At 44.6% G+C, this 22,345-nt stretch carries 20 protein-coding genes and 2 tRNA genes; 12 read left to right on the top strand and 10 right to left on the bottom strand.

What is annotated here, in order from left to right:
- Positions 1 to 110: 110 nt before the first annotated feature.
- Entirely contained in the window at positions 111 to 425 is a 315-nt protein-coding gene (gene flgM / locus ACHFJ9_RS11950) for a flagellar biosynthesis anti-sigma factor FlgM (RefSeq protein ID WP_005382018.1), read from the top strand.
- A gap of 27 nt (positions 426 to 452) precedes the next feature.
- Complete coding sequence (locus ACHFJ9_RS11945; RefSeq protein ID WP_012842057.1) at positions 453 to 878, top strand: flagella synthesis protein FlgN; 426 nt, start codon at positions 453 to 455, stop codon at positions 876 to 878.
- Positions 879 to 990: 112 nt separating this feature from the next.
- Here ACHFJ9_RS11945 and flgP read toward each other — a convergent pair whose 3' ends face one another.
- The gene (flgP, locus tag ACHFJ9_RS11940; protein ID WP_053807681.1) at positions 991 to 1,422 is read right to left on the bottom strand and encodes a flagellar assembly lipoprotein FlgP; all 432 of its coding nucleotides are present in this window, start codon (positions 1,420 to 1,422) and stop codon (positions 991 to 993) included.
- Between the two features lie 9 nt (positions 1,423 to 1,431).
- Positions 1,432 to 2,070 (bottom strand): FlgO family outer membrane protein, encoded by a 639-nt coding sequence (locus ACHFJ9_RS11935; protein ID WP_005382013.1) that lies wholly within the window; start codon positions 2,068 to 2,070, stop codon positions 1,432 to 1,434.
- A gap of 169 nt (positions 2,071 to 2,239) precedes the next feature.
- Here ACHFJ9_RS11935 and ACHFJ9_RS11930 point away from each other — a divergent pair, with 169 nt between their 5' ends.
- The 3 genes from ACHFJ9_RS11930 to ACHFJ9_RS11920 all read left to right on the top strand — a co-directional run bounded on the left by ACHFJ9_RS11930 (position 2,240) and on the right by ACHFJ9_RS11920 (position 4,411).
- On the top strand, positions 2,240 to 3,373 hold the full coding sequence (locus ACHFJ9_RS11930; RefSeq protein ID WP_167426815.1) for a flagellar assembly protein FlgT: 1,134 nt from the start codon (positions 2,240 to 2,242) through the stop codon (positions 3,371 to 3,373).
- A 177-nt stretch (positions 3,374 to 3,550) separates the two neighbouring features.
- Positions 3,551 to 3,627, top strand: a tRNA-Arg gene (locus tag ACHFJ9_RS11925).
- Between the two features lie 277 nt (positions 3,628 to 3,904).
- Positions 3,905 to 4,411, top strand: coding sequence for a hypothetical protein (locus ACHFJ9_RS11920; protein WP_031780328.1), 507 nt, complete (start codon positions 3,905 to 3,907; stop codon positions 4,409 to 4,411).
- Positions 4,412 to 4,524: 113 nt separating this feature from the next.
- Here the strand turns inward: ACHFJ9_RS11920 and ACHFJ9_RS11915 are convergent, their stop codons facing one another.
- The 4 genes from ACHFJ9_RS11915 to chiP all read right to left on the bottom strand — a co-directional run bounded on the left by ACHFJ9_RS11915 (position 4,525) and on the right by chiP (position 9,574).
- Complete coding sequence (locus ACHFJ9_RS11915; protein ID WP_006743033.1) at positions 4,525 to 5,487, bottom strand: OmpA family protein; 963 nt, start codon at positions 5,485 to 5,487, stop codon at positions 4,525 to 4,527.
- A gap of 640 nt (positions 5,488 to 6,127) precedes the next feature.
- Complete coding sequence (gene gltX, locus ACHFJ9_RS11910) at positions 6,128 to 7,555, bottom strand: glutamate--tRNA ligase (RefSeq protein WP_046874282.1); 1,428 nt, start codon at positions 7,553 to 7,555, stop codon at positions 6,128 to 6,130.
- 178 nt (positions 7,556 to 7,733) lie between these two features.
- A complete protein-coding gene (locus ACHFJ9_RS11905) occupies positions 7,734 to 8,327 on the bottom strand; it encodes a DUF2057 domain-containing protein (RefSeq protein ID WP_012842058.1) in 594 nt (197 codons plus the stop codon).
- A gap of 125 nt (positions 8,328 to 8,452) precedes the next feature.
- The gene (gene chiP / locus ACHFJ9_RS11900) at positions 8,453 to 9,574 is read right to left on the bottom strand and encodes a chitoporin (protein WP_006743034.1); all 1,122 of its coding nucleotides are present in this window, start codon (positions 9,572 to 9,574) and stop codon (positions 8,453 to 8,455) included.
- A 479-nt stretch (positions 9,575 to 10,053) separates the two neighbouring features.
- Between chiP and ACHFJ9_RS11895 the strand changes: the two genes are divergently transcribed.
- Positions 10,054 to 12,783 carry a copper-translocating P-type ATPase gene (locus ACHFJ9_RS11895; protein WP_395356911.1) on the top strand — a complete coding sequence of 910 codons (2,730 nt, stop codon included), beginning with the start codon at positions 10,054 to 10,056 and terminating at the stop codon, positions 12,781 to 12,783.
- Positions 12,784 to 12,804: 21 nt separating this feature from the next.
- Complete coding sequence (locus ACHFJ9_RS11890; protein WP_012842060.1) at positions 12,805 to 13,254, top strand: DUF411 domain-containing protein; 450 nt, start codon at positions 12,805 to 12,807, stop codon at positions 13,252 to 13,254.
- Positions 13,255 to 13,309: 55 nt separating this feature from the next.
- Here the strand turns inward: ACHFJ9_RS11890 and ACHFJ9_RS11885 are convergent, their stop codons facing one another.
- Together ACHFJ9_RS11885 and ACHFJ9_RS11880 are read right to left on the bottom strand one after the other, a co-directional pair.
- Positions 13,310 to 14,002 (bottom strand): oligogalacturonate-specific porin KdgM family protein, encoded by a 693-nt coding sequence (locus tag ACHFJ9_RS11885; RefSeq protein ID WP_005382004.1) that lies wholly within the window; start codon positions 14,000 to 14,002, stop codon positions 13,310 to 13,312.
- Positions 14,003 to 14,440: 438 nt separating this feature from the next.
- Entirely contained in the window at positions 14,441 to 17,092 is a 2,652-nt protein-coding gene (locus ACHFJ9_RS11880) for a beta-N-acetylhexosaminidase (protein WP_054868256.1), read from the bottom strand.
- Positions 17,093 to 17,586: 494 nt separating this feature from the next.
- Here ACHFJ9_RS11880 and ACHFJ9_RS11875 point away from each other — a divergent pair, with 494 nt between their 5' ends.
- Positions 17,587 to 18,459, top strand: coding sequence for a TraB/GumN family protein (locus ACHFJ9_RS11875; RefSeq protein WP_006743037.1), 873 nt, complete (start codon positions 17,587 to 17,589; stop codon positions 18,457 to 18,459).
- A gap of 127 nt (positions 18,460 to 18,586) precedes the next feature.
- Positions 18,587 to 19,009 carry a hypothetical protein gene (locus tag ACHFJ9_RS11870; protein WP_048626110.1) on the top strand — a complete coding sequence of 141 codons (423 nt, stop codon included), beginning with the start codon at positions 18,587 to 18,589 and terminating at the stop codon, positions 19,007 to 19,009.
- Between the two features lie 303 nt (positions 19,010 to 19,312).
- Here the strand turns inward: ACHFJ9_RS11870 and ACHFJ9_RS11865 are convergent.
- Positions 19,313 to 19,389, bottom strand: a tRNA-Pro gene (locus tag ACHFJ9_RS11865).
- Positions 19,390 to 19,649: 260 nt separating this feature from the next.
- Between ACHFJ9_RS11865 and ACHFJ9_RS11860 the strand changes: the two genes are divergently transcribed.
- The 3 genes from ACHFJ9_RS11860 (at position 19,650) to rluF (ending at position 21,757) form a co-directional block, all read left to right on the top strand.
- Positions 19,650 to 19,790, top strand: a complete 141-nt coding sequence (locus ACHFJ9_RS11860; protein ID WP_005382236.1) for a DUF3149 domain-containing protein — start codon at positions 19,650 to 19,652, stop codon at positions 19,788 to 19,790.
- Positions 19,791 to 19,922: 132 nt separating this feature from the next.
- Entirely contained in the window at positions 19,923 to 20,504 is a 582-nt protein-coding gene (smrA, locus tag ACHFJ9_RS11855; protein ID WP_005393162.1) for a DNA endonuclease SmrA, read from the top strand.
- Positions 20,505 to 20,599: 95 nt separating this feature from the next.
- Positions 20,600 to 21,757 (top strand): 23S rRNA pseudouridine(2604) synthase RluF, encoded by a 1,158-nt coding sequence (rluF, locus tag ACHFJ9_RS11850; RefSeq protein WP_006743334.1) that lies wholly within the window; start codon positions 20,600 to 20,602, stop codon positions 21,755 to 21,757.
- A 68-nt stretch (positions 21,758 to 21,825) separates the two neighbouring features.
- On the opposite strand, the gene ybaK is transcribed toward rluF, so the two are convergent.
- Complete coding sequence (gene ybaK, locus ACHFJ9_RS11845) at positions 21,826 to 22,299, bottom strand: Cys-tRNA(Pro) deacylase (protein WP_395356907.1); 474 nt, start codon at positions 22,297 to 22,299, stop codon at positions 21,826 to 21,828.
- Positions 22,300 to 22,345: the final 46 nt, after the last annotated feature.

Below are 22,345 nucleotides of genomic sequence, written 5' to 3'. Positions count from 1 at the left end.
CTGGTAGCGTGTTTAAACTGATCAATAAAAATGCAAAAAATGACTAAAGTTATTTTTGCACTGGTCGATAGTCTGGATACCAGTATTACGATACAAGGCAAAGGTTAAACATGGCAGGTATAGATAATATACGTTCAGGGCAAATGATGACGACGACAAGTCGTGCACCTGCGCGTAACGATTCCAATGCTACCAGCACGACTGAATCGAAAAAAGCACCCGCACAACAAGACGCTGTATCACTCAGCCAGCAAAGTAAAGCCGTCAGTAAACTCCAGAAGGATATGGCAGCTTCTCCGGCATATGACAGCGCCAAAGTTGCAGCAATCAAAGAAGCTATCACAAACGGTTCATACAAAGTCGATCCTGAAAAATTGGCTGACAACATGATTAAGTTTGAAAACGAATTGCAAGGCAAAAGCTAACTGACTTAGGCCGAAGGTAAGTATTTTATGGCAGCATTAGTCGATCTCGTTAATTTCCAGCTAGAAAATGCTAAGGCACTTTCCGCTGTTTTACGCCAAGAAACACAAGCAATAACGGCGCGTGTCTCTACCGAGATTGAGAACATTGCCAAACAGAAGATGACGCTCATTGATCAGCTCAGAACAACTGATCAGCGAATCGCCTCTCACCCGCACGTCAATCAACTTACTGAAGATGAGCACCTAAGTCAGGTTGTTGCTCAAATCCAATCGATCGTCCTCGACTGTCAACAAGTCAACAAAGTAAATGGTGAATCGCTTAGTCGCGCACAGCTGAGTTTCAATAAACTCAATAACATGCTTCAGCGAACTCATGGCAAAGTGGGCATGACCTACAATGCCGGTGGCAAAACCCATACTATTTCGACACTTGGCACCAATATAAAAGCCTAAACGTCACTCCTGCCCCACCACCTCTAGAATGTAGATATAAAAAAGCGACTCATTGTTGCCAATCAGCCGCGGGAAAGATTATCTGGTCTTCTGAAGTAATGCGCTTAGGGCATTAGAACAAGGTTTGTTGACGCTTCTCAGGCACCTGTTGAACTTCTCCGTAATCACGTAGCTTATCCATTTTACGAATATCAAGACGCAACTCTGTAACGTAACTGTCTTCAACAAGATAACTACGCACAACTTCTGCACCGCGAATCACACCATCAACCGCGCCTGTAGTGCTCTCAATACCTAAACGCTGGTCTTGCAGTTCTGCACGTCCACTAACACGCATACCATACACTTGTTCTGCCAGCTCACGGTATGCATCAATTTTTGATGCGCGCATCGCTCGTACACGCTTCTCTTCAACAGTACGACCTGTTTGCTCACTGACACTCGCATAACCCACTGCGACTAAGATTTCATCTTGACGCATCTGTTGTAGTGGCTGACACCCCACCAATACCAGTGTGGTAATAATAAATAATAACTTCTTCATGCTTCTATCCTATGGACGCAGAATCACAGTGTACGGCTGACGAATGGTTGGGTCTGAGCGAATCAACACGCCATCTTGCGTACGGATACTGTTTAACGTATCTAAGTCACGACCAATACGGTCAGCCGGAAGGAAACCCTGCGCCGTTGCTACAACCACACGGCTCTGCATACCGACCACACGTGCATTGACCAGCACTCCGCCCTCTTGGCGCAGCATCGTGCCAGTCAGTACATACTGAATTTGTTGCTCTTGCGCCAGATCTTGCCAATCACGGCTTAAAGCAAAATCGCCCTGCTGCGTCACTTGGATAGAGCCCGTAGTTTTGAAATCAACCACTTTAAACCCTCGGCGCTGGAACTGATGGATAAAACCTTCCGAAACCGAGTTACCTAACCAGTTTGTTGCATCCATATTTTGTAGATCAACAAACGAGGTAATTGCAATCGGTGTCCGCGCAGATACCGCCACATTAGAAACCATCAGGTCTTCGGTCATGCTTTCAATGAAAAAGTCCATCGTATGACGTGGACTATCCATCAGCATGAACTGGCTTCCCGAGTACGGTTCTTTACCATTGTAAATCGGTGAGTACGCGCACGATGTCAGAAGCGTCATCATCGATGCGGCGACAAGCCACTTTTTCATGGTTTGATTCTCCAGATAATCTTAGGTGATACCGTTCTTGATTAATTCCTTTCTAAGAAAGTGAATATTGGAACAGTCTTTGCTTTTCTTTGTTTGCCTAACGAAGAAAAATCCACCAAACTTCACTGAAATTGTTAAAGCAATATTTATACCCGAACGGTTGTAATCAATGAAAAAAATATTAAACAGTCTGTTTTCAATCACTTTAGTGATGCTTGTGCCTTTTAAAGTAATGGCATCTTGGTATGAAGTAACAGGCGTTGCCACTATCGTTTCTTCAGAAGAGACGGCAAGGCTCCATGCGTTGGAAGACGCTCTGTTCAAAGCCGTCAATTTTTCGGGCGCAGATATTGGCAGTATTAGCAATTTGATGCCGCTATTAGAAGAAAGCCGTAACGAGTACCAGTTTACCAACCATGAAGTCCGTTACATTTTGGTCGAGTCTGAACGTAAACGTAGAGGTAAAGTCGAGGTAAAAATTCGCGTCGATATTTATCCATCGGCAACGGGTTGCCACACCGATCAATACAAAAAGACGCTCCTTGTCGGCAATATTGAGGTTGCCTCACCACAACAAGCGGTGATGGGACAGATTTACCAAGTGGGTGACGATTTTAGCCGCGTGGTGAATCGCCAGTTGGATCAAACCTCTCGCAGCTTTGTATCTGTGGGTACAACGGACTATTCAATTAGCAGTAACTATCCCGCTCGTACTCAAATGATCGCGCAAGACAACGGCGCACAATACATCATTGGGGGAGTCATTACCGATCTCACTGCGACGGTCGAATCTCAACTACTGCAAGATGACATCATCAATCGTCAGTTTGCGTTAGAGATGAAAGTATTTGATGGTAAAACTGGCCATGAAGTCTTCAACAAAGCCTACCGTGAAGTGGCGCGTTGGCCCTTTGCCAAAACGAGCCAAGTAGATACTCGCAGTGCGCGCTTTTGGGCGTCGACCTATGGCGAGATGATGCTACGCGTTAGTCGCAATATAATGCTGGATCTAGAGTCAGAGCTGTCTTGCAAAATTACGCTGCCAGAGGTCGTCGCAGTCTTCGGCAATACGGTAACGATGGATCTCGGCCGTATGCATGGCGTAAAAGAGGGAGACAAATTGCAACTTTGGCACACCGCATCATTTATCGACCAAAACGGATTACCAAGAAATAAAGTATCGCAAAGTGAAATTACATTGACGGTATCTCGTATATACGAACACGAAGCCGAGCTGACGATTGATCAGCCAAATTTAGCGTCTAGTGTTCAAATTGGCGACGTAATGAACAAGATCCTATAAAAGCAAACATTAAGTCTTGAGATATGCTCACTTTTGAATATCATAGGCAGCGCATCTTATTTGATTATACCAATGACCGTAGTGAGTCGTTCAAAGTGATACTGATAAAGACCTAAACAAAGTTGCTAGGTTTGCATTCAGTAAAACGGTTCAATGAACTGCAACTATTGGTATTACGCCCCCATGGCACAGCTGGATAGCGCAGTCCCCTCCTAAGGGACAGGTCGTAGGTTCGAATCCTACTGGGGGCGCCATATCATAGCCTTAGCTCCCACTTGAGCTAAGGCTTTTTTGTATCCACTATTTCGAGCTTCACAGAGCGTTTCCAAGTAACGAGTGAAACAATTTCTTCAGTAATCAATATGATCGCCTCGCTCCTTTACTCGACGAGATAAAACCTTTTACTGATCCGATCTCTTCCCCTTGAAATCATTTCAACAAGCCCTATTTACAGTTTTGTATTTTATTACTTTAATTATCTATGAGTTTTGCTTACCCTTTTAGCTATTAATAAAATTATTAGTTAGCACTATGTCTAAGAGCAATTTAATAACTAACACTGGACACCGCTTTATTTCTAAAGGCAAGACTGCCTTTAAGATTCATATCCATACCCCCGAGGACACGGTACTGCACCGCTCGGTTGGGTTTGTTCGTATTGGAGAAAAGAAAGGCTTACAAAAAGCCATTAAGCTGAGAAACGAATTAGGCCGGCAAATGTGGGGCAAATTTTGGCGACGTCTTTTGAAGGATCCTTACCTCATGACCAGACTCCCACACAGCGTTGAGCCAAAAATTGTTCACAAGCCTAACCCCACTCTTGAAAACCCAGATAACCGAGATACGTGTTACATCGCTAAGTGGCGAGAGTTCAATGATGACGGTGACTACAAATACAAAACGGTGGTTCGCTCTATTAGTAAATACGGCAAGCTTGCCGCCTACATGCAAACCAAAAAAGCGTTGTTAGAAGCACATAAAGACAACTTGGAAATCCTAACATTCATGGGGCGCTTAAACAGCATTGACCTCAAGTGATGTTTACCGTTTTTAGCTTTTCAGTCCGTTTCAAATAGAAATGAAAAAGCCCCAAAGAGCGAACTCTTTGGGGCTTTCAGCTTCAGTCTTCTATACTACGGTCGGATAGGAGCTTATTGCTGAACTTGGTATTCAAACTCTGGAACAACGATTTCTACGCGACGGTTTTGCTGACGACCTTCACGAGTGTCGTTTGAAGCGATTGGGTTGTTTTCACCTTCGCCACGCGCTTGAATACGTGATGAATCAATGCCTTTTTCAACGAGTGCGTTAGCTACAGATTCAGCGCGTTTCTCAGAAACTTTTAGGTTGTAAGCTGCTGGGCCAGAAGTATCTGTGTAACCTACAACTTCAACGTTCGCTTGTGGGTGCTCGTTTAGGAAAGCAACTAGGTTATCAAGTTTTGCAGCGCTCTCTGGTTTTAGAGTTGTGCTGTTTAGATCGAAGCTACCAGTGCCGATTGTTTGAGTTTCGAATGTTTTCGTTACAACTACTGGCTCTTCTACCACTTCTTCTACAACCACTTCTTCAACAACAACTGGCTCTTCTACGATTACTGGCTCATCGTTGCCACCGAATTTGAAAGAAACACCCAGTGTTGCTGTGTTACCTGTCGCACGAGTTACATCGTTGCTGATATCAGTCAGAGTTTGGTATTCCGCGCGAGCAGTTACGTTTTGGCTTAGGTTGAACTCAAGGCCAGCTGCGCCTAGGTAAGAGTAATCATCTTTACCATCAAACATTACGTAAGCGCCACCCACTTTACCGTAAAGTGCGATGTCTTCAGTGATTGGTAGGCTGAATTTAGGTGCAAGAGTGATTGCTTCTACATGGCCACCGAAAGAAGTTTGGTTAAAATCACCGATGTTGTCGAAACCTGCTTCTACTGCGAAGTATTTATTCATTTCGTAACCAACAAAAGCGCCAAGAGTAGAGTCGTCTTTGTCACAAGCCTGGCCCGCTACACACGCGTCTTCCATCCATGACTTACCCATCTTACCACCAACGTATACTTCTGCTTGTGCTGCTGAAGCCATAAGTAGAGACGCTGAAATTACCGCTGCTAATTTTTTCATTATTGATTCCTCTAAAGAAGTTCTTTTGTTAGATGCCGAAATGCGCCGTCTGACTGACGTTGTATTTCAATTCTTTTTATTCATTCCTTGAGTGAGATACTTAGTCAGCTTCTTTTTATGCACATGCATTTTTTTTATGGAAGCTACTTACGTACATTTCCTGTTCAGTGATACATATCGCCATCTCGGTATCACTGACGGGGTGAACTATAACGCTAAGAAATCGCGAGAAAAATCCCAATTCTGTCAATTTATTGTCATCAAAAATCTCAACAACATGTGATCTTAAGCAAAAAAATCCCCACACAATCACGACGCAAACGTTTGCTTTATTTTCTGGAACACTACAAATTAAGCAAAGTTTTTTCTTAAAAATGAGACAACAAAAATGGAACTTTAAGGAAGGTGGATAAAAATCAATCAGATATTTGATATATAATCGCTCATTTTTTATTCATGCCAACGATATTTGGATTAAAAAATCTTATCCATACCTAGGTGAATTACGGTCCTAAATACCACATCCTTCACCGACATATGAGAAGGTTTCTCATTATCTAGGATTCAGATACAAAAAAGCCGCGGGTGTTTACCGCGGCTTTGTGACTATTTATTCAAAAGAACCTTTAGTTCAAAGCAATTATGCGTTTGCTTCACGCTCAGCAATGAACTCAAGCGCCATCTTAATACGAGCAACACAACGCTCTTTGCCAACCAGTTCCATTACTGCATCTACAGAAGGAGACTGACCGCCGCCTGTTACAGCAACACGTAATGGCATACCGATTTTGCCCATGCCAATTTCTAGCTCTTCACAGACTGCTGCGATAACGCCATCTTTGATGTTTGCTGTTGTCCACTCGGTCAGTGCTTCAGCTTTCGCTAGAGCAAGCTCTAGAGGCTCTTTAGCCACACCGCGTAAGTGTTTCTTCGCTGCGCCCGCTTCAAACTCAGAGAAATCTTCGTAGAAGTAACGGATTTGCTCAGCTAGCTCAACCAGCGTGTTGCAACGCTCACCCACTAGCTTGATCACGTCAGTGATAGCAGGACCATTCGTTACGTCTAGTTTTTGTTGATCTAGGTGCCATTGTAGGTGCTCTGCAACGTATGCTGGGTCTGAGTTCTTGATGTAATGGTTGTTCAACCATTGCAGTTTGTCGGTGTTGAAGGCAGACGCTGACTTAGATACTGCATTTAGGCTGAATAGGTTGATCATCTCTTCTTGAGAGAAGATTTCTTGGTCGCCATGAGACCAACCTAGACGCACTAGGTAGTTGTTTAGTGCTGCAGGCAAGTAACCCATATCGCGGTATTGCATGACCGATACAGCGCCGTGACGTTTCGACAGTTTCGCACCGTCATCACCTAAGATCATTGCACAGTGCGCAAACGTTGGTACTGGTGCACCTAGTGCTTCGTAGATGTTGATTTGACGAGGCGTATTGTTGATGTGGTCTTCACCACGAACAACGTGAGTGATACCCATGTCCCAGTCATCCACTACTACACAGAAGTTGTAAGTAGGTGAACCGTCAGTACGACGAATGATTAGGTCATCCATTTGATCGTTGCGGATTTCGATACGGCCACGGATTTGATCATCAAATACTACGCTGCCTTCTTTCGGGTTACGGAAACGGATAACACATGGATCGCCATCTTTTGCCGCTTCGTTTGCTGCTTTGATTTTTGGATGGTTAGCATCGTAGCGAGGCATTTCTTTATTTGCTTCTTGCTCTGCACGGATTTCATCTAGCAGCTCTTTAGACGCGTAACATTTGTAAGCTTTATCTTCTGCCAGCAGCTTATCAACCATTTCGTTGTAACGATCAAAACGTTGAGTTTGGTAGTAAGGACCTTCATCCCACTCCAAGCCTAGCCATTCCATGCCTTCAAGAATTGCATCAACCGCTTCCTGAGAGTTACGCTCAAGGTCTGTATCTTCGATACGTAGAACGAATTCACCACCTTGGTTTTTAGCGTATAGCCAAGAGTAAAGTGCAGTACGCGCACCACCAACGTGTAGATAGCCAGTTGGGCTAGGAGCAAAACGAGTTTTAACCGTCATTTGAGTTCCTTAGGGGTAATGAGCAACGAGAGATCTCTCGTTGTAATGTCAAGGATAAAAGTGGCGACATTTTACCACCGTAAGTCAATTCTACAATCGGTTTGACACCAGAAATACAAACAGGGCAGCACCAATAAAGGTACTGCCCTCCTATTTACTGTTAAAGTGCAGAACGAAATTACTTCAGGTTACGCATCGCCCATTGCATAAATTCTTGCTGCTCTTCACGGCTTAACTCATTAAACGATGCTTTGATTGTTTTGGTTTCCGCCGGAGAAGACGCAATGCTTGCCTTGGTCGACTCTTTGTTCATTGCATTGTTATAGTCAGCCACTTCTCGCTCGTAATCACGAAAACCTTGCAAGCCACCTTTACGAAGTTGAACCATAGAGAATGCCACTTCTTTTCCGTGTTTGTCTTTCAATACCACTTTTGGATCGAGTTCGAAAGCTTTCGCTTCTTCGATGGTACGGAACGCTTTGTAAGTCAGCGATAGTTCGGCGTCTTTTTCTGCTTCAAACTCTAATACCAGTGGCTGCGAATCGAACTTACGGCGCTTGCCATCTTCAAAGACAATTTGTCCAACCGTCACCGCCAACTGATTTTCCCCGTCCTTCAGCTCGATGCTGTTATTTTTGGAAATCCACTCAGGGTACACGAACTCACCGTTGAGAACGCGAGGAACCAGTTCAGCTTGCAGAGTCAGTTGAGCAGCAAAAGCAGGCGCAGAAAGCATTGCGCAAAGTCCGAGAAGTGTCGTTGTTTTTTTCATCGTGGTTTCTCACTTTATACTAATTTAGATAAGCCTCTGAAACTTACAGGCCCGTCATTCCAAAGGCTTATTTGAATCAGTATCAAGACAAAAAGGGCGTTTCCGCCCTTTTAGCTGCTTCTTTATTAGAAGTAGTATTCAACACCCACAGAGAACTCATCGTAGTCCGCAGATTTCCAACGCGCTTCTGTTGGTTTATCCAGTTGATATGCACCGTCGCCAAAGTCTAGAGTACGAGCACGTACGTAAAGCACTGCCGATGGGTCTACGAAGTACATAACTTGTGCAGATAGTACATCGTCTGCTGTATCGTTAATGGTCTTACCGTCACGCTCTAGATCGAAGTTAGCTGCGTAAGCCAGTTTGTATTGCCAATCACCAGTGGTGTACATGATAGCGGCAGACATTGCGTCTTGCTTCTCACTCACGCCGTTGCTTGCGTCAGCTTCCATGTATTTGTATTGCGCGAAGAAAGAAATACCGTTATCAAACCAGCCTTGAGCACCCACCAAGTATGTGTTGTTTTCCCACGTTTGGCCTTCCATCTTAATGTTACGGTTACCCTCGTATGCGGCATCTAACTGAATTGGACCAATTTTGTAGTGCGCTGCGATACCACCCCAGTAATCATCACCTTCACCCAGACCCGCTTTGTCACCTGCACCTGCCGCGATATCTAGAGAGAATTTGTCCGCATACATTGGCGAGTCCCAACGAATGGTGTTTGATTGGCGGTCTTGATACTTAGCACCACCGATTGCACCACCCCAGTCGTAAACGTCACCGAGACCTGGGTTAGATGCAGGCCAGTCAACTAATTCGTACATCGGTGTTAATACACGACCTAAACGAACTTGACCCCAAGATGCACTTTCAAAACCGACGAATGTGTCACGTTCACCAAGACCTGCACCCTCGCCGCCAAAGCTAGGGTCAACGTAACCACCTTCGATTTGCCAAATAAAAGTAGGGCCGAAGTTAGCAAATTGTTTTTTACCACGGAAACCGATGCGAGATTCGTTGTTTAGCTGCATGCCACCTAGATCATCGTCCGTTGCTTTGTTGCCAGAATCGTAATCGCGGTACGCGGCCTGCATCGCGATGATCCCGTAAACTTCATAAGAGAATGAATCTTTGGTTAGGAACTCTTTTGCTGCGTCACTGTTTGCACCATCAGCAAATGCAGCACCACTGAACATCATGCCTGTGATTGCCGTAGCAAGTAGGCTTTTCTTTAGGTAAGACATTTTTAACCCCTATATTTTTTAGTTTTTTCCATTTTCAAATTCGCTAACTAGGACATGGCAGGAACTTGAAACAATGTTTGGACGGGGCAAATATGACAAACTTTTTTCGCACTAAAAAACTTTCCCTACAGCAATCTGAGCGACTTCAAAATGAGAAGATCAAAAACAATATAAATACTTAATAATCAAATAATTAAGTTCAAATATAAAAAGTTAAAAACGTTAAAAGCACTTCTTGACACTGAACTGACATTGAGAGCATCTTAAAAGCGTGAGCGACTTCATTCATCTTTTAGGTGTTTTAACGGAACTTTATATTCAGAGAGAAAAAACCTTGAGATCACTCGCAAGTAAAATGGCAGTGAACTTTTGTGATTCAAGCGATTTTGACGAAATTGTTGAGAACAAAAAATGGGTATTGACCTTACCCTTGCAGGAAGGTTTAAGCTCAATGTATCACTATTATTGAGGTGCAGATTATGTATCAGTTTGTCATACCTTTATCAGGGCTCAACTGCATGGGCTGTGCGAGAAAAGTTGAGAAGGCTTTACATGCGAATCACGATGTAGAGATCCTCACTTTGTCCCCAACGCAAGTCGAGGTCAAAACCGAGTCCTCTCTCAAAGAGCTTGTCTCATCAATTGAATCTCTTGGTTACCAAGCAGGAAATCAGTACGAGTTAAACCTTTCAGGCTTAAGCTGCGGCGGCTGCGTGAAAAAACTCTCGTCTTTATTAGACTCTCATCAAGACGTTATTTCTTTCGAGGCTTCAACAACGCACTTAGAGATTCGTACCCTACTCTCCGAGCAACAAGTCATTGAGCTAGTTGCTAGCTTGGGCTATACGGCCAACAATAACGCTGTTACTGATAACTCAGTTGCTGAAGAGCAAAAGGCAATCACTCCCGATCAACGCCAAAGCCAGACACATCAAAGCGAAAAAGGCGACCAAGCAACGCCTGACGAGCAACTAGCAGGCACGGCTCAACTACAGATGTTGATTCAAGGTATGACCTGTGCAAGCTGTGTCGCATCAGTAGAAAAAGCCCTTACTAATGTACAAGGGGTTGAAAAAGCTCAAGTAAACCTCGCAGAACAAAGCGCACTGGTGTTTGTGACTGAAGACTCAGATTCGTTACATCAATCTATTTTGCAATCTGTCAAACAAGCGGGTTACCAAGGCGAGGTTTTACAAGACGCCGCGACACAGCAAGAAAAGCAAGCGCAGCAACAGCGTCAACAGCAGAAACGCTTTAAGTTGGATGCAATTGCTGGCCTTGTTGTGGGTGCCCCTTTGATGATTTGGGGTGTTGCTGGTGGCAACATGATGATTCGCAACACCAATGACCAATTGGTTTGGGGCGCGATCGGTATTGTGTGTTTGCTGCTGCTTGCCACTGCCGGAAAACAGTTCTTTAGTAACGCTTGGTTAGCGGCCACTCACAAGCGCGCCACGATGGATACCTTAGTTGCGCTTGGTACTGGCGCAGCGTGGTTCTATTCTATGCTTGTGGTAATTTTCCCAGATTGGTTCCCAATGGCATCTCGTCATGTTTACTTCGAAGCCAGCGCGATGATCATTGGTTTGATTTCACTTGGCCACTATATAGAAGCCAAAGCGAAAGCAAATACAACTCGCTCGCTTCAGGCTTTGGTGAACTTACAGCCTCAACAAGCGACCGTCATCACTGAGAAAGGTGATAAACAAATCGCGGTAGAAGAAATCACTCTAGGAATGAAGTTACGTATCAAGCCGGGAGAGAAAGTGCCCGTCGACGGTACGGTAATCAATGGTGAATCGTATATCGATGAGTCCATGCTAACTGGTGAACCCGTTCCTGTATTAAAAGCACAAGAGGCTCATGTATCTGCAGGGACATTGAATACCGACGGCTCTCTCACTATAGAGGCTACCGGAATCGGCGCTAATACGATGCTCGCACGTATTATTCGTATGGTGCGCAGCGCTCAGAGCAGTAAGCCTGCCATCGCGAAATTGGCAGACCAGATTTCATCGGTGTTTGTCCCTGTCGTTGTAGGCATAGCAATACTGGCCGCGCTTGTTTGGTTTGCCGTTGGCCCAGAGCCAAAAGCGAGCTATATGCTGGTGGTCACCACAACCGTACTTATCATCGCCTGCCCTTGTGCTCTAGGCTTAGCAACCCCACTTTCTGTCACGGTGGGAGTGGGTAAAGCCGCAGAACTCGGCATTTTGATCAAAGATGCTGATGCCCTGCAGCTAGCGAGTAAAATAGATACGGTTGTGTTCGATAAAACAGGCACGCTTACCCAAGGTAAACCGAGTGTGCAGCAAGTGTTTACTCAGACCACCAGCCAAGAAGAGCTGTTGGGGTTAGCGTACGCCGCCGAGCGTCAGTCAGAGCACCCACTAGCAAAAGCGGTATGCGATTTTGCTAATCAGCACGACACACAAGAAGTGACTCTCGATAAATTTGAAAACGTTCGTGGACGCGGCATTTTGGCAACGTATCAAGGTAAACCGCTGCTTATTGGCTCGCTTCAATTTATGCAAGCGGAAAACGTTGCAACAGAGGCTCTTCAGGATGCAATTGACGAATGCGCTCAGAACGCATGGACTCCGGTTGCCGTTGCGCTCGATGGTGAGTTAGTCGGCCTGATCGCCATTGCTGACCCAATCAAATCAGATGCAAAACACGCTCTCTCTGCATTAAAATCGCAAGGCATCAAAACGGTAATGCTGACGGGTGACAACCAACACGTAGCCAACGCTATCGGTCAAGAACTTGGTATTGATGAAGTAATCGCTCAAGTAATGCCAGATGAGAAAGCTCAGCACATTGAGCAACTTCAATCCCAAGGCCATGTCGTGGCAATGGTGGGGGATGGCATTAACGACGCCCCTGCTCTCGCGTTAGCCAACCTTGGTATTGCAATGGGTAGCGGCAGTGATGTCGCCATTGAAAGTTCGCAAATGACCATCCTGAACACGTCACCAATGGCGGTGGTACATGCGATTGAACTGTCGCGCGCTACACTTAAAAACATGAAGCAAAACCTATTTGGAGCCTTCGTTTATAACTCACTGGGGATCCCTGTTGCCGCAGGCGTACTTTATCCTGCATTTGGATTTTTGCTCAGCCCAGTTGTCGCAGGTGCGGCAATGGCGCTGTCATCTATTACTGTCGTTAGTAATGCAAATCGACTACGACTTTTTTCAGTAAAATAACCACTTATATTTGAGGCTATTATGAAGTTGAAATTATTGACCTTTGCAATGCTTGCGACCGCATCCGCCAACGTATTGGCAGCTGATGTCATTAACCACAAATCGCCATACTGCGGCTGCTGTGGTGAATGGACAAAACACATGGAAGAGAACGGATTTACGGTCGAAGAGAAATTGCACGATGACATGAACGCCATAAAACGCGATCTAGGCATCAAGAACGAACAGCTTTACTCTTGCCACACAGCAGAAATCAACGGCTATGTGTTCGAAGGCCACATTCCAGCCGAAGACATTAAAGCATTCTTAGAAAATCCACCACGTAACGCAAAAGGGCTCTCGGTACCGGGCATGCCAATGGGCTCCCCTGGTATGGAGTATGGCGATAAAAAAGACAGCTACACTGTTTACGCCTTTAACGAAAAAGGCCAAGTGTTCGAATATAGCCACCACGAAGGCAACGATAAATAACAAGAAAGCCCAGCAAATCAATTGCTGGGCTTTTTCTTAATGGACAGATATAAGATTAGAAGCCGTAAGAAGCACCAAATACAAACGCATTGTTAACTAGGCTATCACCACTTGCGTTTTCTGCACCGTGTGCTTGGCTACGGAACTCAAAGTAAGGCTGAACACCTTTACGTGTCCACGTTGCGCGAAGTTCGTGGTCCATCGTTTCCGCTTCAATCATGTAGACGTTGTTGTAGCTTAGCGTCACATCTTCATTCATCACGTAACCAATACGGTTATCCATGCGGTAATCTGTATCCGCATCTGCGTCTGTCGCATCAATATGCGCACGAGTACGGTTACTTAGCGAGATACCGTTATCGAAGTTGTAACCGATCTTAACCAATGGACGGTACTGTACGTTCTCGCCAGCAGAGAACAAGTGTTGGTAACCCGCTGCAACCCATAAATGATCGGTAATGTTAAATGACTGCTCACCACCCACAGTGATTGCTGGTGTTGTGTTACCCGCGCCACCGTTTTCTGTTTCCAGTTTACCCAACTGAATACCATCAAATTCGGTGTAAACCGTAAAGCCGCCGAATTGGTTATCAAAAGTATGACCAGCTTCCAGTGTAGACGTAACGTCCGAACCATGGATTCGACCATCATCGTGGAATTGAACATTACCTGTTACGTAAGAAGAACCAGCAAAAGCGCTAGAAGCGAAAGCGAGAGAAAGAGCACTCAGTGCAAAAATGTTTTTCATAATTACTGCCTTTATTTATTCACGTTATGCGACGGTTTTAAAGGGCTTCTCTTCCCTTTTATCGCAAACTTTGGAATGTGCCTCCTTGGCGATCGCAATATTGTTCCAATTAATTCGCGATGGAAAATAAAACATTTTAAAAAGTGATCTTGTTCAAACCGACGCTCAACAACCCTGATAAAAGTATGGCAAATACAGGCACTTACCGTATTTTTCTATAATGATTCAAAAAATAGAAGTGTGATCATAAACAGGTAATTTATTGACATTTAGCAAATTAAGTCGATCTAGTTCACAATAACCCTGACCATTACAAGCTAAAACTTATTTATCAATGAAAAATAATCAGACATTGGTCACACTTAATTTCCCATAAAAATAAAGAAACCCTCAACATGACATTGAGGGTTTGCTTAAATTTAGCTGAGAAGATTAAGGTTATTTCACGCTAGTTACGCGGCTTGCTCTTTCCCCTGTCGCCGATACAGAGCGGATAAACACTTCTCCTTTCACACTTGGACGAGCATTGTCTGCGTAAGTCAGCCAGTTTTGACCGTCTAATGAGTATTGCAGTTCAACGCCAGGGAACTGAACGTTCATAGCTAGCTTGCCGTTTTCTACTTTCGCACCAGGAATTGGAAGGCGGTAGTCGATACCAGATTTTTCTAGCTTAGCCAGTTCACGTTGGCCAAGCACGTTCGCAAAGCGGTTGTAGTCTTGGTTTAGCGATGCTTTATCAACTAGGTTAGAGTTTTGCGAGTACTCAACACCGACTTTGTAGTCGTTCTCCCAAACTGCGCGGTGCCATGCACGCTCAGCGGCTGCGAGTACGCGAGGGAATACCATGTACTCGTATTGCTCATCGTTACGTACTGTCTCAGACCAAAGCTGTGCTGATAGACCGTAGAAAGGTTTCGCTTCGATTTCACCTTTACCAGTAAAGCCGTTGCCATCGCGGTCTACAGAGGTTTCTGCGTTCTGAGGCATGTTCTCTGGTGCAAAGCCAAACATCTTACGCGTATCGGTTGCACGTGTTGCCCAGTAGTAACCACGCTCTTTCGGATCAACTTCGTATGGCATGTCCATGTACACATAGTCAGGGTTAGAAACGATCACGTCGTAACCTTTCTCAGACCACTCGTACACTGATGATGTACCACCCCAGTAAAGAACGTCCCAGAAGTTAACACGCGTATTTTCTGTTGCGAATGCTTTCTCACCTTCGCTGTATTTCAAACCATCTTGCCATGCTTGGAAGTTTGGAATGCCTTTCTCAGCAACTAATTTTGATACTTCTTGCGCAAAATGACTCGGTAGGTGAGCAAAATCACTCACTGTGCCTTCTGCGATTAACGCCTGACACTGTGGAGATTGCGCGAATGGCTTGTCTTGTTTCGACAGGTCAATCGTGCCTTTCCAGCTTACTTTGTCTTCTGCGTTAACGTCTTGGAAACCAGCACCTAGCTTGATGTTCTTCGCCTCGTCACCACCAAAGTGCCATGTCGTTAGCGGTGCCCCAGCTTCAGCGTGCATTGCTGCCACTTCTGAAATCACTTTATCTACAAAGCGAGTGGAAGATTCCATACACGGGTTGATAAAGCTTTGCTTATCGTAGAACTGAACCGTAGTGACATTAGAAGCATCTTGAGGATCCATCAGGCGGTATTCGTTCGCTTCAGCTTCCTTACCTTCTTCCATCAGGCGGTCGTAACGTGCTTCCATTGATACTACCGCTGCACGCGCGTGTGCTGGCATATCGATTTCGGGAATGACTTCAATGTTACGCGCTTTCGCGTATTTCAAGATTTCCACGTAGTCTGTTTTACTGAAGTAGCCAGAGCCAAAGTTGTCTGTCGTTGGACCGGAACCAAGCTGAGGCAGTACGCAGCTTTTCTCTTGTGTATCGAAACAACGATTAGCGCCAACCTCTGTCAACTCAGGTAGGCCTGGGATTTCCAAACGCCAGCCTTCATCATCGGTTAGGTGAAGGTGAAGTTTGTTCATCTTGTACGCTGCCATTTGGTCTAGCGTTGCAAGAATGGCGTCTTTAGAGTGGAAGTTACGAGCTACATCTACCATCACACCACGGTAATCAAAGCGAGGTGCATCTTGAATAGACAGTTGTGGTAGAGAATCAGCATTTTGGCTATCTACCAGGCCAAAGATAGATTGTACTGCGTAGAAAGCACCTGCTTGGTCAAACGCTTTAATCGCAATACCATCGCCCTTGATGCTCATCTCGTAAGCACCAGATTTTGCCAGTTCACCGGTGAAGTCTGCAGGAACAACAGTGATGCTTACAGGAAGATCACCACGAACGTCCACACCTACCACTTCTGCACGATCTTGAATTGCTGCGTATTGAGTCGCATCGAATGCGTCTTTAGGCAGCGCAATACCCGCCGCGATATCTACTGTACCTTTGCCTGCTTCAACAGACATTGGCGTTGGTAGTAACGTGGTTGATACGTCTTGTGTTGCTAGGTCTTCGTTCTTCTCGAAACGAGACACAGCGTTTGCAAATACGTTGTTGTCATCTGGCGTACGTTTTAGGTTGTTACCTTCAAGGCCAGTCACGAAAGATGCAACGTCTTCTGTGTTAAGAGAAGCGATCATCTTAGGTTCTGCGTTTGGTGCAGCCACGAAAGCGCCTGGCATAAAGTCGGTTTCAAATAACTGCCAGTATTCGCCAATTAGTGGAAGTACCACTTCTTCGCCCGCCGCAAAGCCATCAAACTTATCTGTTGGTTCCAGTTTGTGTAGGTCACCCGTTACACGAGAAATTTTGAACTGATCATTATCTACATCCAAAATCAGACGAATGCTGTGGAAGTAGATAGCCCAATCTTTAGAGTTAACCGCTTCACCTTGGTTAACTAGCGTCATGTTCACCTTGTTACAAGAAGCCCACTCAGCTCCTAAATCCTGACAAGCAAGACCTTCGTTTGCACCGTGGTTAGTCAACACTTGGTATTGAATATCAAGGTTATTAGCCAGTGAATTTACAGCTTGTTGCTCAGAGCTTTGCAGAGCAGAGCAACCTGCTAATGTGGTGATAACAGAAACAGCAATCAGACTAGGTTTAAACATCTTACTTCCCCAAAAAAGTCAGTGGTTCAAAACGACAATGATAAAAATCGCGGCTCCTCAAATGCGAGGGGCCTAACAGTTGCATTCAACATACAACCAGTTATTTCTAAGCGTAAAATAAATAGAAATAGGAAGTGATCTAGTTCAAAAAATGATACTCAGCAAAAACCATAAAAACTTAACTTTCATGAAGTTACAAGCCACGTCAAAATCGAACAACTTGTTTTGACGAGTTTGCTGCGATCTAGGTCACTAATATTCATGAGTTACGACTGATTTTGTAAGATTTGGATCACGCCTAATTATTTTGTGAACCATTAGTAAGCGAATGACCTATTTATCTTTCGTGAAGTGACTCTCATTTATTCATCGTCAAAACTCGTCAATATTTTTAGAAATGACGATTTTGTCGAATATCCCCACTAGAGAAATTGCACTTAACCTCAAGCATTTTTGCGTATAAAGTTTAAAGGTACTTACCTGAGGACCATTCTATGTTTCGTCTCTTGACACTCATATCATCCCTACTTGTTGCCTTTGCTCCCTTTTCCTCTTATGCAGAACCGCAACATTGGCTAGCAAAAAAAGGGGAAACCGAGCTGATGATCATTGGCTCTGTGCATGTGGGCGATAAAACGATGTACCCGCTCCCTAAAACTATTACTCAGCACTTAAGCCAAAGCGCTGGATTGATTATCGAAGCTGATGTCAGAAACTCTGAAGGCTTGGTTTACCCACAAACAACCATTCTTTCTAAAGATGTTTTAGACAAGGCTCAACGTCGCCACTTAGTCGAGATAGCACAAGATTTAGGGTTGCCAGAAACTCAACTTTTAAATTCTCCACCATGGACGGCTGCATTAACCATCCAACTCGCTTTAGTCAACAAACTGGGGTATGTCTCTGATAAAGGGGTCGACATGCACTTAATAGGACTCGCTGATAAAAAACAAATCCCGGTCATTCCACTGGAGTCCGTGCAATTCCAAATTGATTTAATAGCAGGTCAATCAGAAGGCGGTAAAGAGATGCTCCTCTCGTCAATTGAAGAATATGACGGTGGGGAAGAATTGGTTCAGTGTTTGATAGAAAGCTGGAAGAGCGGTGATGGTAGTATGTTGGTCGAGGCATCATTAACCGATCAAGCAACAGAAGATTTTAATCAGGCTTTCTTATATGAGCGCAATCGAGATTGGGCAAAAAAGCTTGATACTGGCAGTGTCCTACCTCAACGTTCGGGTCGCTATACCGTTGTTGTCGGCAGTTTGCATTTAGTTGGTAAAGATAATCTGATTGAGCTGCTTAAAAAAAGGGGCTTTGACATAAAACCACTCGGTAAAACCCGTCAAGCTAGGTGCCATATTTAGAAATTTATTTGAAGGCAGCCAGCCTCATCAATGATGAATAGCAAGGCATCACGCTAACACGATCACTGACAATGGTTTACTCCTCTGCTAAAACGACTCTAACCTATGTGGATACATAATAACTCATATGAAATTTAAAGCTTTATTCCTATGCGTGAGCAGTATGATGCTCACTTCATCGCTTGCTTATGCTAAACCGTCATGTAACGTAGAAAATTTTCAAGCTATTGATATAACCCCGGAAGCAAAAGGCGGGGTATTAGATAAAGAGAGTGGCCAGTTTCTTATTACCGAAAAACCAATGATGCGTTGTGCGAACATCACTTTTTCCACTAACCATACCCGAAATCGCGTCGCACATATGATGAATCAAGGCTTTGAAGCTGTTTACTTTGATGGAAGCTCGAGCAAATCTCACTCTGTCACGTTTGATGAAGACGAACTAAAAGCAGGTTACATCAAAGTTGGTCCAAACCATCCAAAGACCGCTTATGTTTGCTTCACAACTTCTGAAACCCCTATCAGCACTATCTCGTGTGACATCAAGTAATAAATTTACTCGCTCTAAAAAATGAAAAGGCCCTACATCTCTGTAGAGCCTTCCGCTCAATACGTGTCGGTGAAGTGCCATATTCTAACGTCAGGTGAACCCATTTGGCTCGATACTATTGAAGTCTAAAATTACTAGCGCTAAAAACGACGAAAGCCTGCTCATTGAGCAGGCTTTCTAAAAGTGGTCGGTGAAGTAGGGATTCGATTGGACTGGCATTCCAGACCCCGACCCTCTGGATCCAAATAAATATCACCAAATACGAAAAAGGCTCTACATTTCTGTAGAGCCTTTTTCTCAATATGGTCGGTGAAGAGGGATTCGAACCCCCGACCCTCTGGTCCCAAACCAGATGCGCTACCAAACTGCGCTATTCACCGAGATGTTTAACTGAGGACTTGTCCTCGTCAACGAATGCGTATATTACGGATTCTGAACTGTGACGCAAGTGCTTTTTACAAAAAAACCTTAGGTCTTAATTCGTTTGATGAATAACTGAACACTAGCACGTAAAATGTGACTGATAACTCACAAAAAAATACAGTTTATTAACCTTAGCAACATAATTGATCCAGATCAGTGTGCAACAAGGCACTGCCATTTAGTTTTATGCCTGTCGGGAACATCTTGGAGGAAACGTATGGACTTTTGGCTTGATCTCCTATTTGGTAATGCAGTGGGTCTATCGTCAATGATAGTAATCTTTGGGGCAATTGGTCTGATGTTATTTTACGGCGGTTTCTTCATATACAAGATCATGAACGACAAATCTCCTCACTAGATCTCGCTTAGCTCTAGAAACGCTTTGCACCGGAGTCGGTTACTTGCCTACTCCGGTTTTTTATTTGATCTCAATGCACCACTCATTGATATAATCCTATTATTCCTCCCTGTTCTTAATGAGATTACTACTATGTCTCACGATGACGATTTTGATCTGTTCCAACAGATGATGGGCGATGTAAAGCCGATCACTCAAGACACCGCCGAACACAAAAAAGTACACCAAGTAACCGAAGCGCAGCTCGCCAAGAGAGAAGCGGCAATCTGGCTAACAGAAGATGACCCAGAATACCTGTCACTTGATCACGCAGAAATGCTGAAACCAGAGGACTTTGTTGAGTTTAAACGTGATGGCGTACAAGACGGGGTTTACCGCAAGCTTCGTCTTGGCAAATATCCAATCCAAGCACGCCTAGATCTGCATCGTAAAACATTGAAAGAAGCTCGTGATGAAGTCGTAAAGTTTTTAAAACAGTGCCTATCAATGGACATACGAACGGTCGTTATTGTCCACGGCCGAGGAGAACGCTCAAATCCACCAGCACTAATGAAAAGCTTTGTTAGCAGCTGGCTACAACAAATCAGGGAAGTTCAGTGCGTGCATAGTGCGCAACGCTTTCACGGTGGAACCGGAGCCGTTTACGTTCTACTTAGAAAAAGTGCGGAAAAGAAATTAGAAACTCGCGAACGTCACCAAAAACGGTTGGGCTAAATTTCACCCTAATGCTAGAATGCCCGTCCTTATTCTTCCTTCTCTCTCACGGGAAGGAAACTTCATTCGCCGTTGTGAAACGTTAGGAGACAAAAATGTCACAAGACAACGCTAAACGATTAAATAAATTCATCAGTGAAACTGGCTTTTGTTCACGCCGTGAGGCAGACAGACTGATTGAACAAGGTCGTGTCACCATTAATGGAAACAAGCCTGAAATGGGAACAAAAGTACTACCTGGTGATGATGTTTGTGTGGACGGTAAGCCTGTTGCAGCAAAAGAGAAGCCGATTTATATCGCTCTCAATAAACCAACAGGCATCACCTGTACAACAGAACGAGATGTACCCGGGAACATCGTTGATTTTATCGGTCACAAAAAACGTATCTTTCCGATCGGCCGCTTGGATAAACCCTCTGATGGTCTGATTTTTTTGACCAACGATGGCGATATCGTCAACAAAATCCTCCGTGCTGGCAACAGCCACGAAAAAGAGTACGTTGTGCGCGTGGACAAACCGATTACAGGTGAGTTTCTCAAACAGATGTCGAGCGGCGTTAAAATTCTCGATACCGTCACTCTACCTTGTAAGGTAACGAAAGAGACTAAGTTCTCTTTCCGTATTGTGCTCACTCAAGGACTTAACCGCCAAATCCGTCGTATGTGTGAAGCACTAGGTTACGAAGTCTTTAAGCTTCGTCGTGTTCGAATCATGAATATCTCTCTTGACGGTATTCCGAACGGAAAATGGCGTTACTTAACTGACGATGAAGTCGCTGAGATTCTTGCTATGTGCGATGGTTCGGTGGGTACAGAAGAGGCATCTCGTGTTGACTCAAAAGGCCGCAATATTCGTAAAGCGACCGACGCGAAGTTATATGACAGCCGTGAAGAAAACCAAGACTCGGTATCTCGACGAAATCAAAAGCCACGTACCTACCGCGGAAATAACGCAGACGATTTTCGTCATGCTCCAAACTCGAAAAAAGGTCAACAAAAGCGTCGTCAGCGTGACGATGAAGGCGGACGTCCAGCTAAAGAACATTACAAAGCGAAACCACAAGGTGAACGTAGCAGACCGCAAGGCGAGCATGGAAAATCACACCGTAAACCAGATGCATCGAGCAATACGCACTCAGCAAACAAGCCTCAATCACCGAGTAAGCCTAAGCAGCATTACATGAACCCAAATGCCGCGAAGCCAAGCAAACCAGCTAAACGCACCGGTGGTACATTGAGTCTGAAGAAGTAAGTAACGCTTCTCTGACAGGCAAGATCAAAAAAGGACACTCATGAGCGTCCTTTTTATTTGTCATGAGTTTACAAACAAAGAGGTGCAAACTGACCACGAGTTAATCCAAGCAAATCTTTCGGGGCTAACTCGATTTCTAAACCACGTTTACCTGCACTCACACAGATGGTGTCTTGCTCTGCTGCGCTTTCGTGCAAAAAAGTAGGTAAGGCTTTCTTCTGCCCCAGTGGGCTAATCCCACCAACAACATAACCTGTGGTCTTTTGCGCGATTTCCGGATCAGCCATATCGGCCTTTTTGCCCTTCGCTGCTTTCGCTGCCAGTTTTAGGTTCAGCTTTTGCTCAACAGGGATAATCGCAACCGCAAGGTTCTTTGGCTCGCCGTTCAAGCAGAACAGCAAGGTTTTAAATACTGTTTTCGGATCCTGCCCCAGTACTTCAGCAGCCTCCAAGCCATAACTATCGGCTCTAGGGTCGTGCTCATACTGATGAATCGTGTGTGGAATTTTTTTCTTTTTCGCAAGATTAATGGCCGGAGTCATCAAGATTCTCCTCATAAAAACAAAAAGCGCAGATTGAATTGGATCT

The organism is Vibrio sp. D3 (genome assembly GCF_043995865.1).
GTDB classification, from domain to species: Bacteria; Pseudomonadota; Gammaproteobacteria; order Enterobacterales; family Vibrionaceae; genus Vibrio; species Vibrio diabolicus.
Note: the sequence above shows the minus strand (reverse complement) of the source record. Positions and strands in the feature narration are given on the sequence as shown.